The sequence below is a fragment of the Haloprofundus salinisoli genome (genome assembly GCF_020097815.1).
Classification (GTDB): Archaea; Halobacteriota; Halobacteria; order Halobacteriales; family Haloferacaceae; genus Haloprofundus; species Haloprofundus salinisoli.
This window is the reverse complement of the sequence record NZ_CP083663.1, coordinates 1,602,534-1,623,407: the sequence shown is the minus strand read 5'-3', so window position 1 is coordinate 1,623,407 and position 20,874 is coordinate 1,602,534. Positions and strand designations below refer to the sequence as shown.

Below are 20,874 nucleotides of genomic sequence, written 5' to 3'. Positions count from 1 at the left end.
GGTATGTTCGAGAACCGACCGAACCGCGACGCCGAGGTGGTGTTCGCCGGCCGGTCGAACGTCGGGAAGTCGACGCTGATGCGCGAGTTGACCGGGCACAAGGGGTTCAGCACGGGGAAGAAACCGGGCGTCACTCGGAAGCCGAACCACTTCGACTGGGCCGCCGAGAGCTTCATGTTCACCGACTTGCCCGGGTTCGGCTTCATGTCCGGCGTCGAGGAGGGTCGCCGCGAGCAGATCAAGACGGACATCGTCCGCTACATCGAGGACAACGCCGACTCGATTCTCGCGGCCGTCCTCGTCGTCGACGGCAAGAGCGTCGTCGACATCATCGACCGCCACACGAACGACGACGAGATTCCGCACGACGTGGAGATGTTCTACTTCCTCGACGAGCTCGACGTTCCGGTCGTCGTCGCCGTCAACAAGATGGACAAGGTCGACGACAGAGACGAGCGACTGAACGAACTCTGCGACCGCCTCGGCCTGTTCCCGCCGTGGGAGCAGTGGGAAGGCGAGGTCATCGCGCCCATCAGCGCCAAACGCGGCAGCATCGAGCCGCTCAAAGAAGCACTCCGGTTTCACTTCCACGAGGCCAAGCGCGACGACCTGCTGAAGTTCGTCAAGTAGCAGCGCGGTCGCGTCGGCGGGTCGACGCTCGACGGCCGCACTCCATAGACCGGGCCGAAACTGTTTCTATATAGCCAAAAATACCCATATACAATTTATCACCCTTCGTGTTGTACTTACTACGTCGGTGATAACATGGCAACGAAACAGACTGAGACGGTGCTCTCACAGCACCTCACGAACGAACAGTACGCGAAAGTCACCGAGATCGCCGCGGAGGAGGGATGCTCCGTCGAGGACCTCCTCGCCGACATCGTCGACGAATACGTCGCGGAGTACGAGTCCGACGACGGTGATGGCAGCGAGATAGAACGGTCGCTTCACCCGCAGACGCGGGTCGGTCGCCACTCCAGCTACTTCTGACGTCGCGGCGTCTCGTCGGTCCAACGGCGCTCAGACGACTCGATTGACCATCTCCTCGCCGTCCCGTATCCGCTCGACGTTCGCCCGAATCAGCTCCGCGATGTCGTGGTGGTAATCGCGGGTCATCGCGCCGATGTGCGGCGTCAGGACGACCTGCTCGAACTCCCACAGCGGCGAGTCCTCGGGAAGCGGTTCCTCGGCGAACACGTCCAGGCCCGCGCCCGCAATCTCGCCCTCGCGCAGCGACGCGACCAGCGCGTCCTCGTCGACGACGGGGCCGCGGGCGACGTTGACGAGATAGCCATCCTCGCGCATCGCCTCGAACTCCGGCGCACCGACGAGACCCTCCGTTTCGGGGGTGAGCGGCGTCGCCAGCGCGACGAACCGAGCGTCCGAAACGGCCTCGCGGAGGCGGTCAGGGGTGTACACCTCGTCGACGCCGTCGACGGGGTCGCCCGACCGTCGGACGCCGACGACGTCCATCCCGAGTCCGTTCGCGCGTTCGACGATTCCCGTCCCGAGCGTTCCGAGGCCGACGACGCAGAGGCGCTCGCCGTCGAGGGTGAACGGCCGCTCGTACGGCAGGCGCGACCACTCCTGCCGGTTCTGCGCGTCGCGGTAAACGTGGAGACCGCGCGCGAACGAGAGCATCATCCCGGTCACCGTTTCGCCGATGGTCGTCCCGTGGATACCGGTGCTGTTCGTCAGCGCGACGCCCGCCGCCTCGTAGGCGTCGACGTCGAACTCGTCGTAGCCCGCGCGGATGCAGTGGACCCAGTCGGCGTCGAGAAAGCCCGTTCCGGGCCCGAACGCGACGACGGCGTCCCCGTCACCGAACTCGATGCCGTCTTCGACCTGCTCCACGGGGACGTCGAGGTTCGAGAGCGCGTCTACGAGCAGCGACGCCGGGAAGGCTTTCTCGACCGACTCGTGGATAGCGATTCGAGAGAGAGTCATACGAGCCACATCGCAGAGGGCGCTCCTGAACGTTTCGAGGGCGGTCGGATTCGCCGGAGTCGTCGCTGGCGGTAGTGAGGAAGGGCGACTCGGAGTGAGGGTGTCGTCACAAGGGGCTCGGTGGGGGTAACCCTCGTCACTGTCGCCCGTCGAGGCTACGCCGGGTGGGGTTTTGACCGTCACGGTCCGCCGTCGCGGAGAAAGACCGTCACGACGTGAGTCATACTCTCCGTTAGCTGACTGCCACAACGACTTTTGGGGTCGACGTGGCCTCTGTACCCATGCAGGTTGCCATACTCGGCGACACGCACATTCCGTCGAGCGCCACCGAACTTCCGGAGTGGGTTCGGACCCGACTGGCCGACGCCGATTACACGCTCCACGCGGGTGAGTTCGACTCGGTGGAGGCGTACGAGACAGTGTTGGCGCTCACCGACGGCATGCTGACGGCGGTGGCCGGTGACGCCGACCCGCCGGAGTTAGATCTCCCGCCGGTCGAAATCGCCGAGTTCGAGGGAATCACGTTCGTCGTGACCCGCGACCAGGAGCGTCTCGCCAGCGCCGTGCGAGAGCGCGTCGACGGCGTTCACGTCGGTGACGACTCCGAGGGCGACTTCGACGTCGTCGGCGTCCTCGGCGACGACCACGACCCGACAGACGAACGCATCGACGGCGTTCGAGTGCTCCATCCGGGCAGCGCGACCGGCGCGCCCCCGACTGCACAGCCGACGATGTTCGTCGTGCAGATCGAAGACGGCGAGTACGAGACGGTGCTGTTGCCGCACGAGAAGCTGCAGTTCGATTGACCGGCAGCGCGGCGTTTTTCACGCCGCTCCGCAACGTCTCGGTATGGAGCTGTTCGCCGTTCCCGACCTCCCCGAGATTCGGCCGGGCGACGACCTCGCGGCGCTGATCCGCGAGCGGGTCGATCTCGAACCGGACGACGTCGTCTGCGTCGCCAGTACCGTCGTCTCGAAGGCCGAGGGTCGCCTCGCGGACCTCTCGGAGTTTCCGGCGGGGCCGCGCGCCAGAGAGCTCGCCGCGCGCCTCGCCGAGATCTCCGGCGACGAGAAAGACCCGCGGTTCGCCCAGGCCGTCCTGGAGGAGAGCACCGAGATAATCGTGGAAGCGCCGTTTCTGCTGACGGAGTCGCGGTTCGGCCACGTCGGCGTCAACGCCGGCATCGACCGCTCGAACGTGGCGGGCGCGGATCTCCTGTTGCTTCCGAAACGACCCTCCGAGAGCGCCGCGCGCATCCGCGAGGGACTGCCCGTCGACCGCGTCGTCGTCACCGACACCTGCGGGCGGCCGTTCCGCCACGGCCAGCGCGGCGTCGCCATCGGCTGGGCCGGGATGCCCGCCTCCCGCGACTGGCGCGGCGAAGCCGACCGCGACGGCCGCGAACTCGGCGTGACGGTCCAGAACGTCGTCGACGAACTCGCGGCGGCGGCGAACCTCGTCGCCGGCGAGGGCGACGGCGGCACGCCCGTCGTCGTCGTCCGCGGCTTCGAGTTCGGCGACCACGACGGGTCGGACGCGCAGTTCCGCGAGGTCGAGGGCGACTTCGTCCGGCAGGCGCTCAGAGAGTGGGCGTTCGAGTCGAACTGAGGGGGTTCGGGGAGCCGGGGCGAAAAGCGGTGAGGCGACTCAGCGCTCGGAGAGCGCCCGCTCGATGCGGTCGAATCCGAGTTCGAGACGGTCGATGCTGTTGGCGAAACTGAGCCGAAGTTTGCCCGCGCCGGCGTCGCCGAAGCCGTCGCCGGGCGCGAGGACGACGCCGTACTCCGTCAGAAGCGTCTTTGCGACGTCGAGACTCGACCCCTCCATATCGACGTCGAGGAAGGCGTAGAACGCTCCCTGCGGCCGCGGGCAGCTGAGCCCGTCGATGTCGGCGATTCGGTCGACGACGTAGTCGCGCCGTTCGCCGAACGCGTCGTGCATCTCCTCGAAGGAGTCCTGCGGGCCGGTCAGCGCCGCGAGCGCGGCGTGCTGGGCGACGCTGGACGCACAGGAAGTGGTGCTCTCGTGAATCTTGGTCACCTCGTCGATGAGTTCGGGCGGCCCGCAGAGCCACCCGACGCGCCACCCCGTCATCGCGTACGTCTTCGAGCAGGAGTTGATTGTGAGGACGTGGTCGGGGTGGCCGGTGAGCGCCGCGATGCCCGTCAGGTCGCGGTCGTACGAGAGCCCCGCGTACACCTCGTCGGCGATGACGTAGGCGTCGTACTCGGCGGCGGCGTCGACGACCTCACGAATCGCGCCCTCGTCGTACACTCTCCCAGTCGGGTTCGACGGCGAGCAGAGCACGATCGCGGCGGTGTTCTCGTTCAGCGCGTCACGGACGCGGTCGACGTCCAGCGGATACCCCTCGTCGGCGGGCATCGGCACCTCGACGGGGACGCCGTCGGCGAGTCGCGCCTGCGCCCAGTAGTTCGGCCACCCGGGCGAGGGGATGAGCAGTTCCTCGCCGGGGCCGACCGTCGAGAGAACGGCGAGCAACAGCGCCTCCATCCCGCCGTTAGTGACGACGACGTCGTCGGGGGCGACCGCTACGTCGAATCGGTCGGCCATCGTCTCGCCGATGGCCTCGCGGACGACCGGAAGGCCGGCGTTCGAGGTGTAGTGCGTCTCCCCCGCGCGGGCGGCCTCGGCGGCGGCGTCGACGACGTGCTCGGGCGTATCGAAGTCGGGTTCGCCGACTTCGAGGCGGACCAGGTCGCGGTCTGTCGCCTCCGCGAGGTCGAACATCACGCGGATGCTGGAGCGGTCGACCGCCCGCACGCGTTCGGTGGGTGTTACCATGGTCGCCAGAGCGACTGCCGCGGGAAAAACGTTCGCGTGGCGGCGTGTTCGGTCACTTGTTCGATGCTCGCGTCCGACTGCTCGGCGAGGCTCTCGACAGTAGCCGCCCTGACTTCGCTCGCCCCGACGAGTACGGCAGACGCGGCGATTCTGCGTAATTCGTATGTGTCCGGTTCTCTCTCGCGGGGGGTTCAGTGTTTCTCCCTCTTACGGCAGAGCGGAGTTCACGGTGGGTCCCCACTGTCCGGTCAGTGGGTTGGTCAACAGCTACTTTGGAGGAGACATCCAATGGTAGGGCAGAGGCCGACTACGATAGCAACTGCGTACCGGCCGACACCGACGAACACTGATGGCAAACCTAACAGTCGTTACGACTATCGTTGCGCTTCCCTTCGTCGCCGCGGTCCTCTCACCGCTCCTCTATCGCGTCCTCGGCGAACGGACCGGCTATGCGGGGGCCCTCGTCGCGGCGGCGAGTTTCGGACTTCTAGCGACGCAGGCCGACAGTTACGGCACCGTCAGGGCGTCGTGGGTTCCCGCTCTCGACGTGGGGTTCCAGTTCACCGTCGATGGTTGGGGGCTCCTCTTCGCGCTCCTGGCCAGCGGCATCGGCGTCCTCGTGTTCGTTTACTCGGCGCGGTACATGCACGGCGAGGACGGCTTGGCGCGCTACTACGCAGCGCTGCTGGCGTTCATGGGCTCGATACTCGGCGTCGCGCTCGCCTCCGACCTCGTTCTCGTCTTCCTGTTCTGGGAACTGACCAGCCTCTGTTCGTTCGTGCTCATCGGTCACTATACCGACGACGCCGAGTCGCGCTACTCGGCACGGATGGCCATGGTCGTGACCGTCGGCGGTGGCCTGTGCCTGCTCGCCGGCCTGCTCGTGCTCTCGGTGGCGGCGCAAGACGCCCTCGGCGGCGTGACCTTCGACCTGACGGCGATGATCGCGAACGACGAAGCGATGCGCGCCGCCCTCCGCGAGTCGGGGCTGTTCGTGCCGGCACTCGTCCTCGTCGTCGTCGCCGCGGCCGCCAAGTCCGCGCAGGTGCCGCTGCACTTCTGGCTGCCGAACGCCATGGTCGCGCCGACGCCCGTCTCCGCCTTCCTCCACTCCGCGACGATGGTCAAGGTGGGCGTCTACTTCCTCGGGCGCGTGCGCCCCCTGCTGATGAGCCCCGAGTGGGTGCTGCTCGTCGCGACGCTGGGACTCCTGACGATGACCGTCGGAGCGCTGCTGGCGGTGGCCTCGACCGACATCAAGGAGTTGCTCGCCTACTCGACGGCGAGCCACCTCGGGCTGATGGTCGCGGGCTTCGGCTTCGACGTCGTCTACGGCGGCGAGGCGGGCACGTTCCACCTGCTCAACCACGCACTGTTCAAGGCGCCGCTGTTCCTCGTCGCGGGAATCGTCGCCCACGAGGCCGGCACGCGCAATCTCGACAACCTCGGGGGGCTCTGGCGGGAGCTCCCGATAACGGCCGCAATCACCGGGGTCGCCGCGTTGAGCATGGCCGGTATCCCCCCGCTCAATGGCTTCTACTCGAAGGAGCTGCTGTTCGAGGCGACCTACGAGGTTGCTCACGAGGCCGGCGGAGTCGCCTGGCTGTACCCCACCGTGGCGACGGTCGCGAGCGTGTTTACCGTCGTCTACTCGGTGAAGTTCCTCGGGATGTTCTTCGGCGAGCGGCGAGCGCCGCTCGCGGACATCCACCGGCCACCGGTCGCGCTGGTCGCACCCCCTGCCCTGCTGGCCGCCGCGGCAGCCGTCGTCAGCGTCGCGCCGCAACTAGCGGTCGACGCCATCGTCCAGGAGGCCGTCGAGGCCACAGCCATCGGCGAGGCTCACCTCGAGGCTGGACTGCCGACTCACTTCTCACCCCCGGTCGCGATGTCTGCCGTCGCTATCCTAGGCGGACTCGCCGCGTACCCGTTCGCGGGGCGTCTCGCGACGGCCATCGGACGCGGCGTCGATGCCCCGGTCCCCGTGCGGCCCCGCGGGTGGTACGACTGGGTCGTCTCGACGGCGGAGACGACCAGCGCCCGGTTCGGCCCGTTCGTCCACAACGGCCTCCTGCGGACGTACGTGACGTGGGTGGCGGCGGCCGGGAGTCTGCTCGCGCTCGCCGGCTTCGCCGCAACCAGAGGGGCTCTCGGAATCGATAGGCTCGGCGTGCCGCTGGCGGTCGCCGCCGTGCTGATGATCGCCATCCTCGCCGGTGTGGCGGTGACGACCGCCCCCTCCCACGTCGTCAGCGTCCTCACGCTGTCGATTCTCGGATTCATGCTCGCCATCTTCTTCATCCTCGCGAGCGCGCCGGACCTGGCGCTCACGCAACTGGTCGTCGAGACGCTCGTACTCCTGATCTTCCTGCTCGTCCTCCAACGGTTGCCGTCTTTTTACTCGGACGTCCGACCGCTCGCGCTCGCCCGAGATGCGGGCGTGGCGATTCTGGTGGGCGCGATGGCGTTCGTGTCCGTCCTCCTGACGGCACCTCGTCCCGACGCCGACCCGACGAGCGTCGCCACGTACTACACGGAGCAGGCGGTCCCGGGTGGTGGCGGCACGAACGTCGTCAACGTCATCCTCGTGGACTTCCGGGCGTTCGACACGCTGGGCGAGTTGCTGGTCGTCACGGTCGCCGCAATCGCCATCCTCGTGCTCGTGACGATGCGGACCCGGGGTGAAGAGACCGTGGGCGATAGCGAAGAGGGACCGATTCCCGACGGGGGTGACTCGCCGTGACGACGACGATAATGCGGACGACGGTCCGGGTGACCGTCCCCATCGTGCTCGTCCTCTCGATCTGGCTGTTCCTCCAGGGCCACAACCTGCCCGGCGGCGGGTTCATCGGCGGCGTCCTCACCACGGCGGCGTTCGTGCTCATCTACGTCGCCTACGACCTCGACTACTTGGAGTCGGGGGTCCTCGACAGGGAGGTCAATCCCGGCACCAGCATTTTCGAGCACCGCACGGTCGCCGCCTACCGCCGCACGTTGCTCTTGGGGCTGGCGGTCGTCATCGGCAGCGGAGTCGCCGGGATGCTCGTTGGCGACCCGTTCTTGACCCAGACGTACGTCCACGTCGGTGGTGTCCCGATCTACCACGATGTCGAACTCGCCAGCGCGCTCGTGTTCGATTTGGGCGTGTACCTCGTCGTCGTCGGCAGTCTTCTGACGATCATCTCGGTGGTGAGCGCCGAATGACTCGGAACACAGAGACGCCGCCTGCCCGACGTGGAGCTGATACCCGATGAGCGTCGCTCTGGCAGTTACGGTCGGCGGGTTGTTCGCCGTCGGGACCTTCCTGCTGTTGCGGCGGGACCTGGTGCGGGTCGTCGTGGGGGTCGCCGTCGTCTCTCAGGCGACGTTCGTCTATCTGATCGCGATGGGCGGCGTCGACGAGGGGACCCACGACCTCGTGCCCGTCCTCGAAACCCACGGCGGCGAGGTTCCCGTGGTCGCCGACCCCGTGGTGCAGGCGCTCGTCTTGACCGCTATCGTCATCAGTTTCGGGACGACCGCGCTGGCGCTCGTCCTGTCGTATCGGGCCTACGAGGAGAACGAGACCATGGATGTCACGGAGTGGATTGAATGAGCTGGATCGTCATCGCGCCGCTGCTAGTCGTGCTCGGTACCGCCGTGCTCACGCTCGCGCTCGGCCAGCGGCCACAGATGCAGCGCGCGGCGAGCGTGGCCGGCGCCGTCGGTTACGTCGTGGCTGTTTCCAGTGCCGCCTGGACGTTCGTCCTCGCGCCGGCGGCGCCCGGCGCGGCGGCCTACCAGGTGGGCGACTGGCCCGCCCCCTTCGGAATCACACTCGTCCTCGACGGGCTGTCAGCGTTCATGCTGACTATCGCCGCAGGCGTCGGTCTCGCGTCGATACTGTTCTCGGTCCAGTACGTGACCCCCGAGAACCAACGCGTGTACTACCACCCGCTGTTCCACATGCTCCTCGTTGGCGTGACCGGCGCGTTCCTCACCGCCGACCTGTTCAACCTGTTCGTCTGGTTCGAGGTGATGCTGATCGTCAGCTACGTGTTCGTCGCCTTCTACGGCACCGATCACGCCACCGCGGCGTCGTTCCGCTATCTGGTGATGAACGTCTTCGGAAGCGCGCTCATGCTCGTGGCCATCGGCGGCCTGTACGCCACGACGGGCACGCTCAACATGGCCGACATGGCCCAGCGGTTGGCCGACCCCGCCGCGTACGGCGTCGACCTCGCGCCCGCTGTCGGCCTGTCGGCCCTGCTGCTCGCGGTGTTCGCGCTGAAGGCCGGCCTCGTCCCCTTCCAGTTCTGGGTGCCCGCCGCCTACACCGCTGCCCCGCCACCCATCACTGCGATGTTCGCAGGCGTCACCAAGAAGGTCGGCATGTACGCGATCGTCCGCCTCTACTTCACGGTCTTCGCCGGCGCGCCCGTCTCCGTCGACTTGCTCGGTATCGCCGGCGTGTCACCGCTCGCCTTCCTCGCCCCGGTGCTGGCAGCGATGGGGGCGGCGAGCATCGTCGTCGGCGGGTTCGGTGCCGTCGGCCAGGACCGACTGGAGGGCGTGTTCGCGTACTCGAGCGTCGGCCAGGTCGGCTTCATCGCCATCCCCATCGCCGTCGCCGCGGCGGCCGACCCCACGGGGACTCTCCGCGGGGTCGCCATCGCGGCTGCGCTGGTGTTCGCGCTCCACCACGCGTTGGCGAAAGGACTTCTCTTCCTCTCGGCGGCCGCCGTCGAGAATGCGACCGGGACGGACAACCTGCGGGACCTCGGCGGCCTCGCCGGCCGCTTGCCGCTGCTCGCGGGGGCCGTTTTCGTCGGCCTCCTCTCGCTGATCGGCCTCCCGCCGTTGACAGGATTCTTCGGGAAGTTCCTCGCTTTCGACGCAGCAGTTCGGGGGCTCGCGTCCGGGTCCGGCGCGCTATCGGCAGTCGCGCTGGTCGCGTTGCTCCTCGGCGCTGTGCTCACGATTCTGTACGCGACGCGGGTGTGGGTCGGCGGCTTCTGGGGGTCCGAGACGCCGGCGGTCGAGGTCACTACCGCCGAACCGGGTCAGATATTGGTCCTCGTCGCACTCGCGGCGGCCGTCGTCCTCGTCGGCGTGGGGTTCGACCCGGTCTACCGGTTCGCCGAGACGGCGGCGAACGCCGCAATCGACACCGAGGCCTACGTCGACGTCGTGGGTCTCGGCGGAGGTGGTGACGCGTGACCCGCAGTTGGCCCGTCATCGGCGCCCTGTTCGGCCTCATCTGGGTATTCGTCGACGGGCCACCGCTCGAACCCGAACCGCTCGTCGGGTCGCTGTTGGTCGGCCTCGTGGTCGGGATCCCCCTGGCCTACGTCTTCCGGCGCCTGTATGCGGACACCCTCGATCTCCGCCAGGTGCTTCGTGGAATCCCGTACACGATACTGTACATGCTAACGTTCGTCAGGGAGGCGGTCGTCTCCAGTCTCGACGTCACGTACCGCGTGCTCGCGCTCTCCGAACCGCCGATCGAACCCGAGGTAATACTCATCCCGCTGCGGGTACAGACGGACCTCGGCGTGACCACTATCGCCAACAGCATCACGATGACCCCCGGCTCGCTCACGCTCGACTACGATTCGGAGGAGAACGCACTGTACGTCCACGTCATCGACGGGAGAGATCCCGAAGACATCGTCGCCCCGATCCGCGACTGGGAGGACTACGCGCTCGTCATCTTCGACGAGGAGCTATCGGCGGGCGACCCCGCGCCGGATTTCGCCGTCTACCCGACCGACCGGACTCATCCCGTCCTCAAACAGGCCGTACCCGAAACCGAGAGAGAGGCGGAGACGGAGGCTGAACCGCCGGCTGAGGAGGCCACAGGAGGTGACGACGATGGTCGCTGAGGGGACGATAGTGCCGGTAGTAGACGCCGCGATCGTCCTCGTAGTGCTTCTGAATCTGCTGTGCGGCTACCGCGCGGTCCTGGGCCCGACGATCCCCGACCGCGTGGTCGCATTGGACGCCATCGCGACGAACGTCGTCGCCATCGCCGTCCTGTTCGCCATCAAGACCGGCCGGGGCCTCTTCGTGACCGTCAGTCTCGTCCTCGCGATTATCGCGTTCCTCTCGACGGTCGCGGTTGCTAAGTTCGTCACCGAAGGCGACATCATCGTTATGCAGGAGTGACCACAGCATGTATCACGAACACCGAATGCGACGGGCCGTTCCGACGAGTCAGCGGGTTGCCGGAGGCGACCGCTGATGGTCGAATTGGAAGCGATACGGACCTGGGCTATCGTCGGCCTGGTCGTCGTCGGGACGTTCTTCCTCACGGTCGGGACGATCGGCCTGCTGAGACTACCAAACGTGTACAACCGGATGCACGCGACGAGCAAGCCGGCGACCATCGGTGCGGTCGCGGTCTTCCTAGCCGGGTTCGCGTACTTCGGTCCCGGGGGCGCCGGCCTCTCGTCGCTCATCGGTATCGTCTTCCTGTTCCTGACGGTGCCGACCGGCGCGCACATGATATCGCGAGCGGCAGAACAGACCGGCGTCCCGTTCCTGGGGTCCGTGACGTGGCCTGGCAAGTCCGACGACGAGTAGGGAACTTCGAGGTTCGGACCGATTCGCTACGCCCGTAATCGGGCAACAACTCCATCGAAGATAGCAGACGAAACTCTCGGACGTTCGTTCACTCCTCCTCGTAAACGTGCGGATAGAGAGTTGGCCTCGGCACTCATAGAACAACTCAACCTGGGTCCGTGCCGAACACACTCTCCGTTCAGCACGTGACATCTGTCACAGTTTAGCGGCTTCAACGGAGCCAAAACGCAGACAGAGGCAGGTCGTGACGGGACGCCTGTCTTTTTATTTGCGCGCTCCCTGGGCGCACACGAATGACGACACCCCGCAAGCGCCCCCGCTATCGACGGCGAACGAGACGAGGTGAGCGGTGATGCTCGGCATCGAACTGACGCCCGAACACCCGATTTCGGAACTCGTCGGCCTGGGCGTCGCCGCCGAGGAGACCGGGTTCGATTCGGTGTTCGTCTCCGCGCACTACAACAACCGCGACCCGTTCGCCGTCCTCTCGCAGCTGGCCGCCGCGACCGACGCGGTTCGACTCGGACCGGGCGTCGCCAACCCCTTCGAGACCCACCCGGTGACGCTCGCCTCGAAGGTGGCGACGCTCGCGGAGGCCAGCGAGGGCCGCGCGACGTTCGGCATCGGCCCGGGCGACCCCTCGACGTTGCGCAACTTGGGCCTCGAAGACGAACGCGGCCTCCGCCCCGTGCTGGAGGCGTTCAAAGTCGCACAGCGGCTCTGGGACGGCGAGCGCGTCGACCACGAGGGGACGTTCGAGGCGCGCGACGCCGGCTTGAACTACGACCCGCCGGGTGAGATTCCGGTGTACGTCGGCGGCGAGGGGCCGCACATGTGCCGGATGGCCGCCAAGCACGCCGACGGCCTGCTGTTCAACGGCTCGCACCCCGACGACCTCGCGTGGGCGCGAGAGCAGGTCGAGCAGGGGCTCGACGACCGACCCGACGAGCGCGGCGCGTTCGACCTCGCGGCCTACGCCTCGGTGAGCGTCGCCAAGGGCAGGGAGTCGGCGCGCGAGGCCGCCCGACCGCCGGTGGCGTTCATCGCCGCGGGGGCGGCCCCGCCGGTGTTGGAGCGACACGGTATCGACCGCGAACGGGCCGGCGAAATCGGCGAGAAGATAACTGCGGGCGAGTTTTCGGACGCCTTCGACCTCGTCACGCCCGCGATGGTCGACGCGTTCTGCATGGCCGGGACGGTCGGCGAGGTGACGACGCGGATGGAGAAAGTGCTTCGGCACGCCGACGGCATCGTCGCCGGGTCGCCGCTCGGTCCGAATCTCGAATCGGCGGTCAGTCTCGCCGGACGCGCGTACGACCGGGCGACGAGACGTTGACGCCGAACTCGCGGACGAACGCGCCGACGGCGAGGTAGCCCATGACGGCCACCGAGACGACGATGAGCGCGGTGCCGGAGGCTATCGAAACCGCGCGGAAGATGGTAGCGAGGATGTCGCCGCCGGACAGCAGCACGTCGGTGATAAACATGCCGATGAGTTGGAACGCACTCACGAGGAGTTGAGTGACGAATTCGAGTATCGTGACCATGCACGGGCGTTGGAACCGCCGGTATATGGGTGTTGGTGGTTAGCGCCCGTCGTCTCCTCGCTCCAGCTCGCCGGCCAACTCGCGGAGGCGCGCGACGCGTTCGGTCGCCGCCGGGTGCGTCTCGACGGCGAGCGAGAAGCCCTCGGAGTCGACGTCGCCGGTCTCGAAGCCGTGCGGGAGGAAACAGAGCCCGCGGACGCCCGCCGAGCGCCGGAGGTCGCGGTCGGGTGAGGCGGACACCGCCGAGTCCAGTCGCCGAATCGCCGCCGCCACCGCCGCGGGGTTGCCGGTCATGAGCGCGGCGGCGCGGTCGGCGGCGAACTCGCGCGAGCGGGAGAGTCGACCCGCCAAGGAAACGACCGGCGCGGTGAGCACGCCGAGGACGATACCGCCGAACAGAAGCGAGAACAGCGCGACGAGCGCGAGCCCCGACAGCGAACCGAGGCCGCCGGCGACGCCCGCCGTCGAGAGACCGAAGAGGACCGCCGCAGCGACGCCGAGGACCGCAACCGTCGCGCCGCGACTCCACCCCCGCGGCGTCACGCCGTCGAGAAGCGAGAACTCGCCGCTCGTCACCGCCGGGAGGAACGTCGCCAGTGTCATCACCGTCGCGTCGCGGTTCTTCACGTGCGCGAGTTCGTGCGCCAGCACGGCGTCGAGTTCCTCGTCGGAGAGCGACTCCAACAGTCCCGTCGAGACCACCAGCACCGACTCGCGGAGGCCGCCGACGGTGAAACTGTTCGGAACACTCGTCTCCGCGACGGCGAGCGTCGGCGGCGTGAGGTCGGCCTGCGAACAGAGTCGCGTGACGCGGCCGCGCGGGTCGACGTACTCGCCGTCGCCGACGAGGTGCGCGTCTGCGGCCGCGAGCGTCTGTCGCCGCGTGTAGCGCAGTTGCAACCAGAGGAACAACGCGACGGCCGGGACGGCGGCGGCAACGGCGCGGACGAGCGGCGGGACCGACTGGATACCGAGCGTTGCAGCGACCGCCGCAGCCAGCGGCGTCAGCCACGGCGCGAGCAGGAAGCCGACGACGGCGACGAACGCCGCGTCGAGCGCCACGAGGAGTACGAGTGTCGTGAGGATACGACGCGTCAGCTCTGAATCGCGAGTCGCAAGCGACCCCCGCCTCGTCATCGCGGTCCTCCGTTCGGTGTCGAGCGCGGAGTGTCGGCCCGAGAGAGGCCGCGACGAAGCCGGTGAGAGCGGCGGAGACGACGGTGGAGGGAGGGAGTGTTCACGGGGAATCGCATAGAGGAAAACATTTTATCGGACAGATAAGTAACCAGTGGTAACAGTGGCACACGACCTCCGCCGCGCAGCCCTCCTCTCTCTGTGCGCGCTCGCGGTCGTCGTCGCCGCCTCGCTGTTCCCCGCGACCGGCTTCGGCAGCTACCCCGCGGGAGTCGGCGGAGGCGGCGGCGACGGTCCGGCGTCGGGACCGGGCGCTGGCGCGACAGACGACGCGACCGAGACGACACCGAGCGGCGCCGACGGTAGCGACGGGGCGAGAACGACCGCTTCCGCGCCGGACGTCGACGAGACCGACGAGTCGGGAACGTCGGGCGGCACCGACGAAACCGGCGAGACGACTACCGCGACGCCGTCACCGACGCCGACCGAGACGCCCGCACCGTCGAACGCGAACGAGACCATCGGCGGCGGTCTCTTTCTGTTTCTCTTCGCCGCGCTCGCGGCGGTGGGCGTCCTCGTCGTCGGCGTCGTCAGCGGCCGCGAAGAGCGATACGGCGGCGACGTGGACGTTGACGTCGACGTGCCGTTCCCCCGTCTACGAACCGCGCTCCAGCGCATCCCGCAGTTGACGACGGCGTTCGTCGTCGGTCTCAGCGAGTCGGGGCCGACGTTCTTCGACCGCCTCGGACGGGTGAGCGCCGGCTTCCTCGGCGGACTCGGCGACGCGATGGCGGAGATGACGCGAGCGATGGGAACCGCCGCCGTCGCGTTGCCGCGGGCGTTCGGCGGCGGCCTGGTTGCGCTGTCGAGCGGATTCGGCACCGCGCTGTCCGGACTGCCGCGCGCGCTCGGCGACGTCGGCAGCGGCGTCTCGTTCCGCCGCGGCCGCGACCGGCGTTCGCGTCGACGCGACCGAACGACGACGCCGGCGGGCGAAGAGCCCGAAGGAGAGCCCGCACCCGAGATTCCGCCGACCATCGAGGAGGCGTGGGCGTCGATGGTGGAGGGGGTTCGCCTCCGCAATCGGCGGGCGGCGACCCCCGGCGAGTACGCCCGGGCGGCCGTCGAGAGCGGCCTTCCCGTCGACTCGGTGCGCCGGCTGACGCGCATCTTCGAGGGCGTCCGCTACGGGAGCGTCCGGCGGTCGGCGGCGCTGACCGCGGCGGCCCGCGCGGCGCTGGCGCACATCGACGACAGCCGCGAAGGTGACGACGCCGAGGGCGACGGAGACGGCGGAGGTCGGCGATGAGTCGAGCCATCGACCGGCATCTCGGCGTGCTGGCGGCGGCAGTCGGGGCGCTCGCGTTGGCCGTCGGCACCGTCTTCGTTCCGGTGGCACTGAGCCCGTCGCTGGCGACGTTCAGCCGCGTGTTCGTCTTCCTGCTCGCCGGAATCGCGGGACTGTTCGCGGTGGTCATTCTCACGGGTGTCGACGAGGACAACGCCCGCTGGACACCGGGACGCGACCCCGAGCGGGCGTACGACGGTGCGCGCGAGAGTGCCGGCGAGCGGTTCGACGACGCGCTGACGGGCCTCGAAGACCAGTCGGGGTGGAAGCGAAAGCGGGAGAAGACGGCGATAGAGCGCACGGTCCACGACGCCGCCATCACGACCATCGCCGCCCGGGGCGACTGTAAACAGCTGGAGGCCGCCCGCCGTATCGAGACCGGAACGTGGACGACGAACGTCCGCGCAGCGTCGTTTCTCGGCGGCGACGACGCGCCCTCGCTGCCGTTGCGGACCCGGGTCCGCGACTGGGTCGCCGGACGGCGCTTCGAGCGGGCCGTCGAGAAGACGGTGGCCGAGCTCTCCGCGTACGACGGCGGCGAACCCGGTGCCGAGGGGACCGTCGACGACTGGCCCGAACTCGCCGCGCTGGAGGCGCTCGACGACGATGTCCGCGGAAACGACGGTGACGGCGAAAACGACGACGAGTCCGGGGCCGAGGGCGAAGTCGCCCGCGACGGCGAGAGAGCGGTCGCGGTGGGCGGTGAGACGGCGTGAACCGGCGCGACATCCCGCGGTGGAACGTCGGACTGGCCGTCGCGCTGCTCTGCGGGGCCGCCGGCATCGCGCTCGGCAACACCGCGGTGTTCCTCGGCGCAGTCGTCGGGTTCGGCTACGCCGTCTACGGCAGCGTGACGCGCCCGCCGGAACTCGCCGTCGGCGTCGAGCGGACGCTCAGCGACGCCTCGCCGAAACCCGGGTCGACGGTGGACGTGACCGTCACGGTGACCAACGAGGGCGACGAACCGCTGGCGGACCTCCGCGTCGTCGACGGCGTTCCCGAGAGCCTCGAAGTCGTCTCCGGGACGCCGCGGCGCGCGACGAGTCTCCGACCCGGCGAGTCGGAGTCCTTTGCCTACAGCGTACCGGCGACGCGCGGCGAGCACACGTTCGAGGCGACGCACGTCGCCGCCCGCAACATCAGCGCGAGCGTCGAGCGAAGCGAGACCAAATCCGTAGAGTCGATGTTCTCCTGTGAGGCGACGGTCGAGGACCTGCCGCTGGCCGAGCAGACGATCCCCTTCGCGGGCCGCGTCGAGACGGACTCCGGCGGGGAGGGCGTCGAGTTCTACGCCATCCGCCAGTACACCAGAGAGGACCCGAGCAAGCGCATCGACTGGCGGCGGTACGCCCGGTCGGGCGAGCTCTCGACCGTCGAGTTCCGCGAGACCCGCGCCGCGACGGTCGCACTCGTCGTCGACGGCCGGAAGGAAGCCCACGTCGCCGACCACGACGGCGCGCTCGACGCGGTGAGTCTCAGCGAGTACGCCGCCGAGCGCGTGGCGGGCGTTCTCCTCGGGGAGAGCAACCGCGTCGGCGTCGCTCGCATCGGCGGTGGGGGTGGCTACGTCGCCCCGCGAGCCGGGCGGACGCAGGCCGTCCGAGTGAGTCGCTTCCTCGTCGACGGTGCCGCCGCGCTCCCCGAGGGAGCGGTCGTTCGCGGCGTCGGCAGACGTCGTCTCGCGACGCTTCGCAAGCGGTTGCCCCGCGACGCGCAGGTGATATTCTTCTCGCCGCTGGCGGACGACGAGGCCGTCGAGTTCGCCCGGCGGTTCGAGGCGTACGGCCACCGGACCACGGTGTTGACGCCCGACGTAACGCCGGAGACGCCGGGCGGGACGCTCGCACGCCTCGAACGCGAGGAGCGGTTACACGACCTGCGCAGCCACGGGGTCCGCGTCGCCGAGTGGTCGCCGGACGAACCGCTGCACGCCGCCGTCTCCCGCGGGTCGAAGGGGTGGGTTCGATGACCGAACTCGACCGGCGGCCGACTCGCTTCGCCTCCCGTCTCGCCGTCGTCGTCGCCGTCGCGGCGACGCTCGCGGTCTGTGCGGCCGCCGGTAGCGCGCTCGCGGGCCTGCTGGCCGTCGCGGGTGCGCTCGGCGCGACGTGGGCCGTCGAGCGTCTCGACGGCGAGACGAACGTCGAACGCGCGGGCGGCAGCGTCGTCCTCGTCGCGTCGGTGCTCTGTTTCGCCGTCGGCGTCCTGCGCTCGGCCGGAAGCGGCAGCGGATTGGCGGTGCCGCTCGGTGCGGGCGCGGTTCTCGCCGCGGCGCTCGGCGCCCGCGTCGAGATGGAGCGCGAGTCGGTCGAACCGGCCGAGAGCGCTCTCGGCCACTCGGCGCTCGTCGTCGGCATCGGCGTGTTCGCGGCAGCGGCGTTCCACCTAAACCTCGCCGGCGCGAGCCTCTCCGTCGCCGTCGCGGTAGTCAGCGGCGTCCACACCGTCGGGACGCTCGCGCAGTTCGTCTCACTGCAACTGCTGGCGCTCGTCGTCGCGCTGTTGCTGCCGCGGGCGCTGTCGACGCTCGACGAGTGGCTCCCCGGCGACGCGACGACCGAGGGATTCGGCTTCCTCGAACGCGTCGGCTTGGACCCCGGGGACGTGCCGCGAACGTACTGGGCGATTCTGGCGCTGCAACTGCTGTTTCTCGCCACCGGCTCCGCGGTGTTCGACCGGTTTCTCGACCTCCTGTCGGTGCTCGGAACGGCGGTTCGACTGCTGCTCGGGTCCGGCGTGCTCCACCTCCCGCTGGCGGGGTTCGCCGCGGCCGCCGGCGGCGTGCTCCTCGCCGAACTGTTCCGGCGCGGCCTCCTCGCGTGGGGCGGTAACTACCCGCCGAAGACGCTGGGATACGCCGCGGGTGGCGGCGTCGCCGTCGTGGTCGTTTCGCTCGCACTCGCCGTTCCGCGGGTCGCCGCCGCGGCGCAGACGGCGTTCGGCGGGCGGCCGTGGGTCGAACTGGGGGCTGCGACGGTGGTGTTGCTGGCCGTCCTCGTGACCCTCGTCGCAACGCTGCTCGTCGGCCGGTTCGTCGTCACGACGGCGTGGCTACCGTTCTCGCCGGTGTTGCCCGTCCACGGCGTCGGCTTCGCCGCTGCCGGCGGTCTGCTGTTCGTCGGTACGGTCGCCGTCGCCGAAGCCGACGCGCACCCGCTCGTCGTCGTCGCGGGCGTGGCCGCCTCAGTTTTCGTCTGGGACGCCGGCGACTACGCGACCCGACTCGGGCGCGAACTCGGCCGGGAGGCGGAGACCCGACGGGCCGAACTCGTCCACCTCACCGGTAGTGCGCTCGTCGGCGCGGTCGGACTCGTGGTGACGACGCTCGTTCTGTACGGCGTCGGCCCGGCGAGCGTCCCCGGCGGCGAGCAGACCGCCGTCGTGGCGCTGTTCGCGGCGCTGGCCGCGCTCGGTGTCCTCGTCTGGTTGCTCGTCACCGACGACGAACGCACCGCGTAAACCGACCAACGGAACCGCTTAAGCGTCGCCGCCGCCGACGAACGGACATGGGAGAGGACCGGTCGCTGGACGAGTTTCTCAGGACGGCGGACGCCGACAGCGTCGGCGACGAGGAGTCGACAGAGGGCGACGCCGAAGAGGAACTCGCCGAGAGAACCGAGAACGCCGAGTCGTCGAGCGACGGCGACGCCGAGGGGACGAACCCGGCGGTCGTGACGTTCCGATGGTCGCCGACGGGTGCGACGTGTGGCTCCTGCGGCGAGACGGTCCTGCGGCGCTGGCGCGACGAGGAGACGGACGAGTTCGTCTGTATCGACTGCAAGCCGTGGTAGCGAGAGCGAAGAGAAACGACAGCTGCCGCCCGACTACGCCAGTCGGGACTGCCCGCGCTGGAAGCCGCGGACCAGCGCCGACTCGTCGATAGAGAGCACCGTCGGGCGGCCGTGCGGACAGGCGTACGGCTGGTCGCACTGGCCGAGTCGCCGAAGGAGCGCCGCGGCCTCCTCGCCCGAGAGCGTATCGCCCGCCTTCAGCGACGGGTGGCAGGCGAGGTCTTTCAGCAACTCGTCGCGGAGTTCCTCCGGGCTCGCGCCCGCACGGAGGGTGTCGAGCGTGTCGCGGAGCGCGTCGGCGTCGAGCACGCGCCCGAGCGGTGCGGGAACGGCGGTGAGTCGGAACGCCGACCCGCCGAAGGGGTCGAGGTCGAAGCCGAGTTTCGACAGCGTCTCGCGGTGGGTCTCGACGGCCGCCGCCTCCGGCGGCGACAGCGAGAGCGTCTGGGCGGGGTCCACGTCGACCGACTCGATCTCCTCGCCGGCGAGCGCCGCCCGGAGGCGCTCGTAGTTGATGCGCTCGTGGGCGGCGTGTTGGTCGGCGACGAGCAGGTCGTCGCCGGCCTCGCAGAGTAAGTACAGTTCGCGGAACTGGCCGATGACGCTCACGTCGTCGAAGTCGGAGTCGCGCGAGACCGACGCCAGCGAGGAGTCGAGGTCCATCGCGATGGCGGCGGAGCGCCGGAGGTCGGCGGTCGTGAGCGCGTCGTTCACGGCCGTCTCGACGGCGTCGGCGACGGCCGACTCGTTTCTGAACGCGACCCGCTCTTTGGCGGGGTGGACGTTCGCGTCGACCAGTTCCGGCGGGAGGGAGACGGCGACGACGGCGACGGGAAAGCGTCCGTTCGACAGGAGGTTCCCGTACCCGCGGACGGCGGCCTTGCGGATCACCTCGTCGCGCAGCGCCCGCCCGTTGACGGCGGTGTGGACGTGGGTGTGTTGGGCGCGGGTGATAGAGGGGTAGACGAGAAGGCCTTCGACTTCGAGCGGATACTCCCCACCATCGGACCCGTCCGACGAGGCGTCGGTCGCTTCGCTCGCGACACGACCGTCGAACTCGACGGTCGTCCGGTGGTTGAACTCGGTGCTCTGACCCGCCACATCTCTCCCGTATGCGCCGAGGACGGCGTCGGTGTAGCCCGTTCCCGTGGTTTTGAACGTCTCGCGGCCGTCGTGGGTGAGCGAGAACCGGACGCGGGGGTTCGCCAGCGCGTACCGCGTCACGACGTCGCTGATGCGTCCGAACTCCGTTCGCGCCGCGGCGAGGCTCTTGCGGCGCGCCGGGCGGTTGTGAAACAGGTCCCGAACTTCGACGGTCGTGCCGACGGCGCGACCCGCCGGGTCGACGCGCTTCTCGCCGTCTTCGACGACGACGCGCGTGCCGCGCGGCCCGCCGTCGTTCGTCGTCACGTCGAGCGTCGCCACCGAGGCCATGCTCGGCAGCGCCTCACCCCGAAACCCGAGGGTGTCGACGGCGTCCACGTCGTCGGGGCCGTCGAGTTTGCTCGTCGTGTGACGTTCGACGGCGAGCGCGGCGTCGTCTTCGCTCATGCCCGCGCCGTCGTCGGCGACGCGGATGCGCTCGGTGCCGTCGCCGTCGACGGTCACGTCGATGCGGGTCGCGCCCGCATCGAGGCTGTTCTCCACCAGTTCGGTGACGACGCTCGCCGGGCGCGTCACCACCTCACCGGCGGCGATCTTCGCTATCGTTTCGCTGTCCAATCGTGAGATCATCTCA

General features: G+C 69.0%; 22 protein-coding genes. 17 read left to right on the top strand and 5 right to left on the bottom strand.

The window, feature by feature from the left end:
- The first annotated feature begins 3 nt into the window (after window positions 1-3).
- Both engB and LAQ73_RS08630 read left to right on the top strand, forming a co-directional pair.
- Window positions 4-630, top strand: a complete 627-nt coding sequence (gene engB / locus LAQ73_RS08635; protein ID WP_224267881.1) for a GTP-binding protein EngB — start codon at window positions 4-6, stop codon at window positions 628-630.
- 135 nt (window positions 631-765) lie between these two features.
- Window positions 766-993 carry a hypothetical protein gene (locus LAQ73_RS08630; protein ID WP_224267880.1) on the top strand — a complete coding sequence of 76 codons (228 nt, stop codon included), beginning with the start codon at window positions 766-768 and terminating at the stop codon, window positions 991-993.
- 30 nt (window positions 994-1,023) lie between these two features.
- Here the strand turns inward: LAQ73_RS08630 and ddh are convergent, their stop codons facing one another.
- Window positions 1,024-1,950, bottom strand: a complete 927-nt coding sequence (gene ddh / locus LAQ73_RS08625; protein WP_224267879.1) for a D-2-hydroxyacid dehydrogenase — start codon at window positions 1,948-1,950, stop codon at window positions 1,024-1,026.
- A gap of 281 nt (window positions 1,951-2,231) precedes the next feature.
- On the opposite strand from ddh, the gene LAQ73_RS08620 reads away from it, so the two are divergent.
- Both LAQ73_RS08620 and LAQ73_RS08615 read left to right on the top strand, forming a co-directional pair.
- Window positions 2,232-2,756: a YfcE family phosphodiesterase gene (locus LAQ73_RS08620; protein ID WP_224267878.1), complete on the top strand. Its 525-nt coding sequence runs from the start codon at window positions 2,232-2,234 to the stop codon at window positions 2,754-2,756.
- A 43-nt stretch (window positions 2,757-2,799) separates the two neighbouring features.
- Entirely contained in the window at window positions 2,800-3,558 is a 759-nt protein-coding gene (locus LAQ73_RS08615) for a coenzyme F420-0:L-glutamate ligase (protein WP_224267877.1), read from the top strand.
- Between the two features lie 39 nt (window positions 3,559-3,597).
- Here the strand turns inward: LAQ73_RS08615 and LAQ73_RS08610 are convergent, their stop codons facing one another.
- On the bottom strand, window positions 3,598-4,752 hold the full coding sequence (locus LAQ73_RS08610; RefSeq protein ID WP_224267876.1) for a pyridoxal phosphate-dependent aminotransferase: 1,155 nt from the start codon (window positions 4,750-4,752) through the stop codon (window positions 3,598-3,600).
- Between the two features lie 349 nt (window positions 4,753-5,101).
- Here LAQ73_RS08610 and mbhE point away from each other — a divergent pair, with 349 nt between their 5' ends.
- The 8 genes from mbhE (at window position 5,102) to LAQ73_RS08570 (ending at window position 12,652) form a co-directional block, all read left to right on the top strand.
- On the top strand, window positions 5,102-7,495 hold the full coding sequence (mbhE, locus tag LAQ73_RS08605; protein WP_224267875.1) for a hydrogen gas-evolving membrane-bound hydrogenase subunit E: 2,394 nt from the start codon (window positions 5,102-5,104) through the stop codon (window positions 7,493-7,495).
- Window positions 7,492-7,956 (top strand): MnhB domain-containing protein, encoded by a 465-nt coding sequence (locus LAQ73_RS08600; RefSeq protein ID WP_224267874.1) that lies wholly within the window; start codon window positions 7,492-7,494, stop codon window positions 7,954-7,956. Before mbhE ends, LAQ73_RS08600 begins: the two co-directional genes overlap by 4 nt.
- 46 nt (window positions 7,957-8,002) lie before the next feature.
- Complete coding sequence (locus tag LAQ73_RS08595; protein ID WP_224267873.1) at window positions 8,003-8,347, top strand: sodium:proton antiporter; 345 nt, start codon at window positions 8,003-8,005, stop codon at window positions 8,345-8,347.
- Window positions 8,344-9,951, top strand: a complete 1,608-nt coding sequence (locus LAQ73_RS08590) for a complex I subunit 5 family protein (RefSeq protein ID WP_224267872.1) — start codon at window positions 8,344-8,346, stop codon at window positions 9,949-9,951. Before LAQ73_RS08595 ends, LAQ73_RS08590 begins: the two co-directional genes overlap by 4 nt.
- Window positions 9,948-10,616 (top strand): Na+/H+ antiporter subunit E, encoded by a 669-nt coding sequence (locus LAQ73_RS08585; RefSeq protein ID WP_224267871.1) that lies wholly within the window; start codon window positions 9,948-9,950, stop codon window positions 10,614-10,616. Before LAQ73_RS08590 ends, LAQ73_RS08585 begins: the two co-directional genes overlap by 4 nt.
- Complete coding sequence (locus tag LAQ73_RS08580) at window positions 10,606-10,899, top strand: MrpF/PhaF family protein (protein WP_224267870.1); 294 nt, start codon at window positions 10,606-10,608, stop codon at window positions 10,897-10,899. Before LAQ73_RS08585 ends, LAQ73_RS08580 begins: the two co-directional genes overlap by 11 nt.
- A gap of 75 nt (window positions 10,900-10,974) precedes the next feature.
- Window positions 10,975-11,316 (top strand): monovalent cation/H(+) antiporter subunit G, encoded by a 342-nt coding sequence (gene mnhG, locus LAQ73_RS08575; RefSeq protein WP_224267869.1) that lies wholly within the window; start codon window positions 10,975-10,977, stop codon window positions 11,314-11,316.
- Window positions 11,317-11,668: 352 nt separating this feature from the next.
- Window positions 11,669-12,652: a 5,10-methylenetetrahydromethanopterin reductase gene (locus tag LAQ73_RS08570; protein ID WP_224267868.1), complete on the top strand. Its 984-nt coding sequence runs from the start codon at window positions 11,669-11,671 to the stop codon at window positions 12,650-12,652.
- Here LAQ73_RS08570 and LAQ73_RS08565 read toward each other — a convergent pair.
- Complete coding sequence (locus LAQ73_RS08565) at window positions 12,609-12,863, bottom strand: DUF8024 family protein (protein WP_224267867.1); 255 nt, start codon at window positions 12,861-12,863, stop codon at window positions 12,609-12,611. The genes LAQ73_RS08570 and LAQ73_RS08565 overlap by 44 nt on opposite strands.
- A 39-nt stretch (window positions 12,864-12,902) precedes the next feature.
- Window positions 12,903-14,000 carry a M48 family metalloprotease gene (locus tag LAQ73_RS08560; RefSeq protein WP_224267866.1) on the bottom strand — a complete coding sequence of 366 codons (1,098 nt, stop codon included), beginning with the start codon at window positions 13,998-14,000 and terminating at the stop codon, window positions 12,903-12,905.
- A 160-nt stretch (window positions 14,001-14,160) separates the two neighbouring features.
- Here LAQ73_RS08560 and LAQ73_RS08555 point away from each other — a divergent pair, with 160 nt between their 5' ends.
- From LAQ73_RS08555 to LAQ73_RS08535, 5 genes are read left to right on the top strand one after another with little or no spacing between them, the layout of a single operon-like run.
- Window positions 14,161-15,306, top strand: a complete 1,146-nt coding sequence (locus LAQ73_RS08555) for a DUF4129 domain-containing protein (protein ID WP_224267865.1) — start codon at window positions 14,161-14,163, stop codon at window positions 15,304-15,306.
- A complete protein-coding gene (locus tag LAQ73_RS08550; protein ID WP_224267864.1) occupies window positions 15,303-16,061 on the top strand; it encodes a DUF7269 family protein in 759 nt (252 codons plus the stop codon). Before LAQ73_RS08555 ends, LAQ73_RS08550 begins: the two co-directional genes overlap by 4 nt.
- Window positions 16,058-17,314 carry a DUF58 domain-containing protein gene (locus LAQ73_RS08545; protein ID WP_224267863.1) on the top strand — a complete coding sequence of 419 codons (1,257 nt, stop codon included), beginning with the start codon at window positions 16,058-16,060 and terminating at the stop codon, window positions 17,312-17,314. The genes LAQ73_RS08550 and LAQ73_RS08545 overlap by 4 nt, the downstream gene beginning before the upstream one ends.
- Window positions 17,311-18,804, top strand: a complete 1,494-nt coding sequence (locus tag LAQ73_RS08540; RefSeq protein WP_224267862.1) for a DUF7519 family protein — start codon at window positions 17,311-17,313, stop codon at window positions 18,802-18,804. The genes LAQ73_RS08545 and LAQ73_RS08540 overlap by 4 nt, the downstream gene beginning before the upstream one ends.
- 47 nt (window positions 18,805-18,851) lie before the next feature.
- Entirely contained in the window at window positions 18,852-19,136 is a 285-nt protein-coding gene (locus tag LAQ73_RS08535) for a DUF7573 domain-containing protein (protein WP_224267861.1), read from the top strand.
- A 33-nt stretch (window positions 19,137-19,169) separates the two neighbouring features.
- On the opposite strand, the gene mutL is transcribed toward LAQ73_RS08535, so the two are convergent.
- Window positions 19,170-20,870: a DNA mismatch repair endonuclease MutL gene (gene mutL, locus LAQ73_RS08530; RefSeq protein ID WP_224267860.1), complete on the bottom strand. Its 1,701-nt coding sequence runs from the start codon at window positions 20,868-20,870 to the stop codon at window positions 19,170-19,172.
- Window positions 20,871-20,874 lie beyond the last annotated feature (4 nt).

Coding starts and splice junctions, on each gene's coding strand:
- engB (WP_224267881.1), top strand. CDS start 4: ATGTTCGAGAACCGACCGAACCGCGACGCCGAGGTGGTGTTCGCCGGC.
- LAQ73_RS08630 (WP_224267880.1), top strand. CDS start 766: ATGGCAACGAAACAGACTGAGACGGTGCTCTCACAGCACCTCACGAAC.
- ddh (WP_224267879.1), bottom strand. CDS start 1,950: ATGACTCTCTCTCGAATCGCTATCCACGAGTCGGTCGAGAAAGCCTTC.
- LAQ73_RS08620 (WP_224267878.1), top strand. CDS start 2,232: ATGCAGGTTGCCATACTCGGCGACACGCACATTCCGTCGAGCGCCACC.
- LAQ73_RS08615 (WP_224267877.1), top strand. CDS start 2,800: ATGGAGCTGTTCGCCGTTCCCGACCTCCCCGAGATTCGGCCGGGCGAC.
- LAQ73_RS08610 (WP_224267876.1), bottom strand. CDS start 4,752: ATGGTAACACCCACCGAACGCGTGCGGGCGGTCGACCGCTCCAGCATC.
- mbhE (WP_224267875.1), top strand. CDS start 5,102: ATGGCAAACCTAACAGTCGTTACGACTATCGTTGCGCTTCCCTTCGTC.
- LAQ73_RS08595 (WP_224267873.1), top strand. CDS start 8,003: ATGAGCGTCGCTCTGGCAGTTACGGTCGGCGGGTTGTTCGCCGTCGGG.
- LAQ73_RS08590 (WP_224267872.1), top strand. CDS start 8,344: ATGAGCTGGATCGTCATCGCGCCGCTGCTAGTCGTGCTCGGTACCGCC.
- LAQ73_RS08580 (WP_224267870.1), top strand. CDS start 10,606: ATGGTCGCTGAGGGGACGATAGTGCCGGTAGTAGACGCCGCGATCGTC.
- mnhG (WP_224267869.1), top strand. CDS start 10,975: ATGGTCGAATTGGAAGCGATACGGACCTGGGCTATCGTCGGCCTGGTC.
- LAQ73_RS08570 (WP_224267868.1), top strand. CDS start 11,669: ATGCTCGGCATCGAACTGACGCCCGAACACCCGATTTCGGAACTCGTC.
- LAQ73_RS08565 (WP_224267867.1), bottom strand. CDS start 12,863: ATGGTCACGATACTCGAATTCGTCACTCAACTCCTCGTGAGTGCGTTC.
- LAQ73_RS08560 (WP_224267866.1), bottom strand. CDS start 14,000: ATGACGAGGCGGGGGTCGCTTGCGACTCGCGATTCAGAGCTGACGCGT.
- LAQ73_RS08550 (WP_224267864.1), top strand. CDS start 15,303: ATGAGTCGAGCCATCGACCGGCATCTCGGCGTGCTGGCGGCGGCAGTC.
- LAQ73_RS08540 (WP_224267862.1), top strand. CDS start 17,311: ATGACCGAACTCGACCGGCGGCCGACTCGCTTCGCCTCCCGTCTCGCC.
- LAQ73_RS08535 (WP_224267861.1), top strand. CDS start 18,852: ATGGGAGAGGACCGGTCGCTGGACGAGTTTCTCAGGACGGCGGACGCC.
- mutL (WP_224267860.1), bottom strand. CDS start 20,870: ATGATCTCACGATTGGACAGCGAAACGATAGCGAAGATCGCCGCCGGT.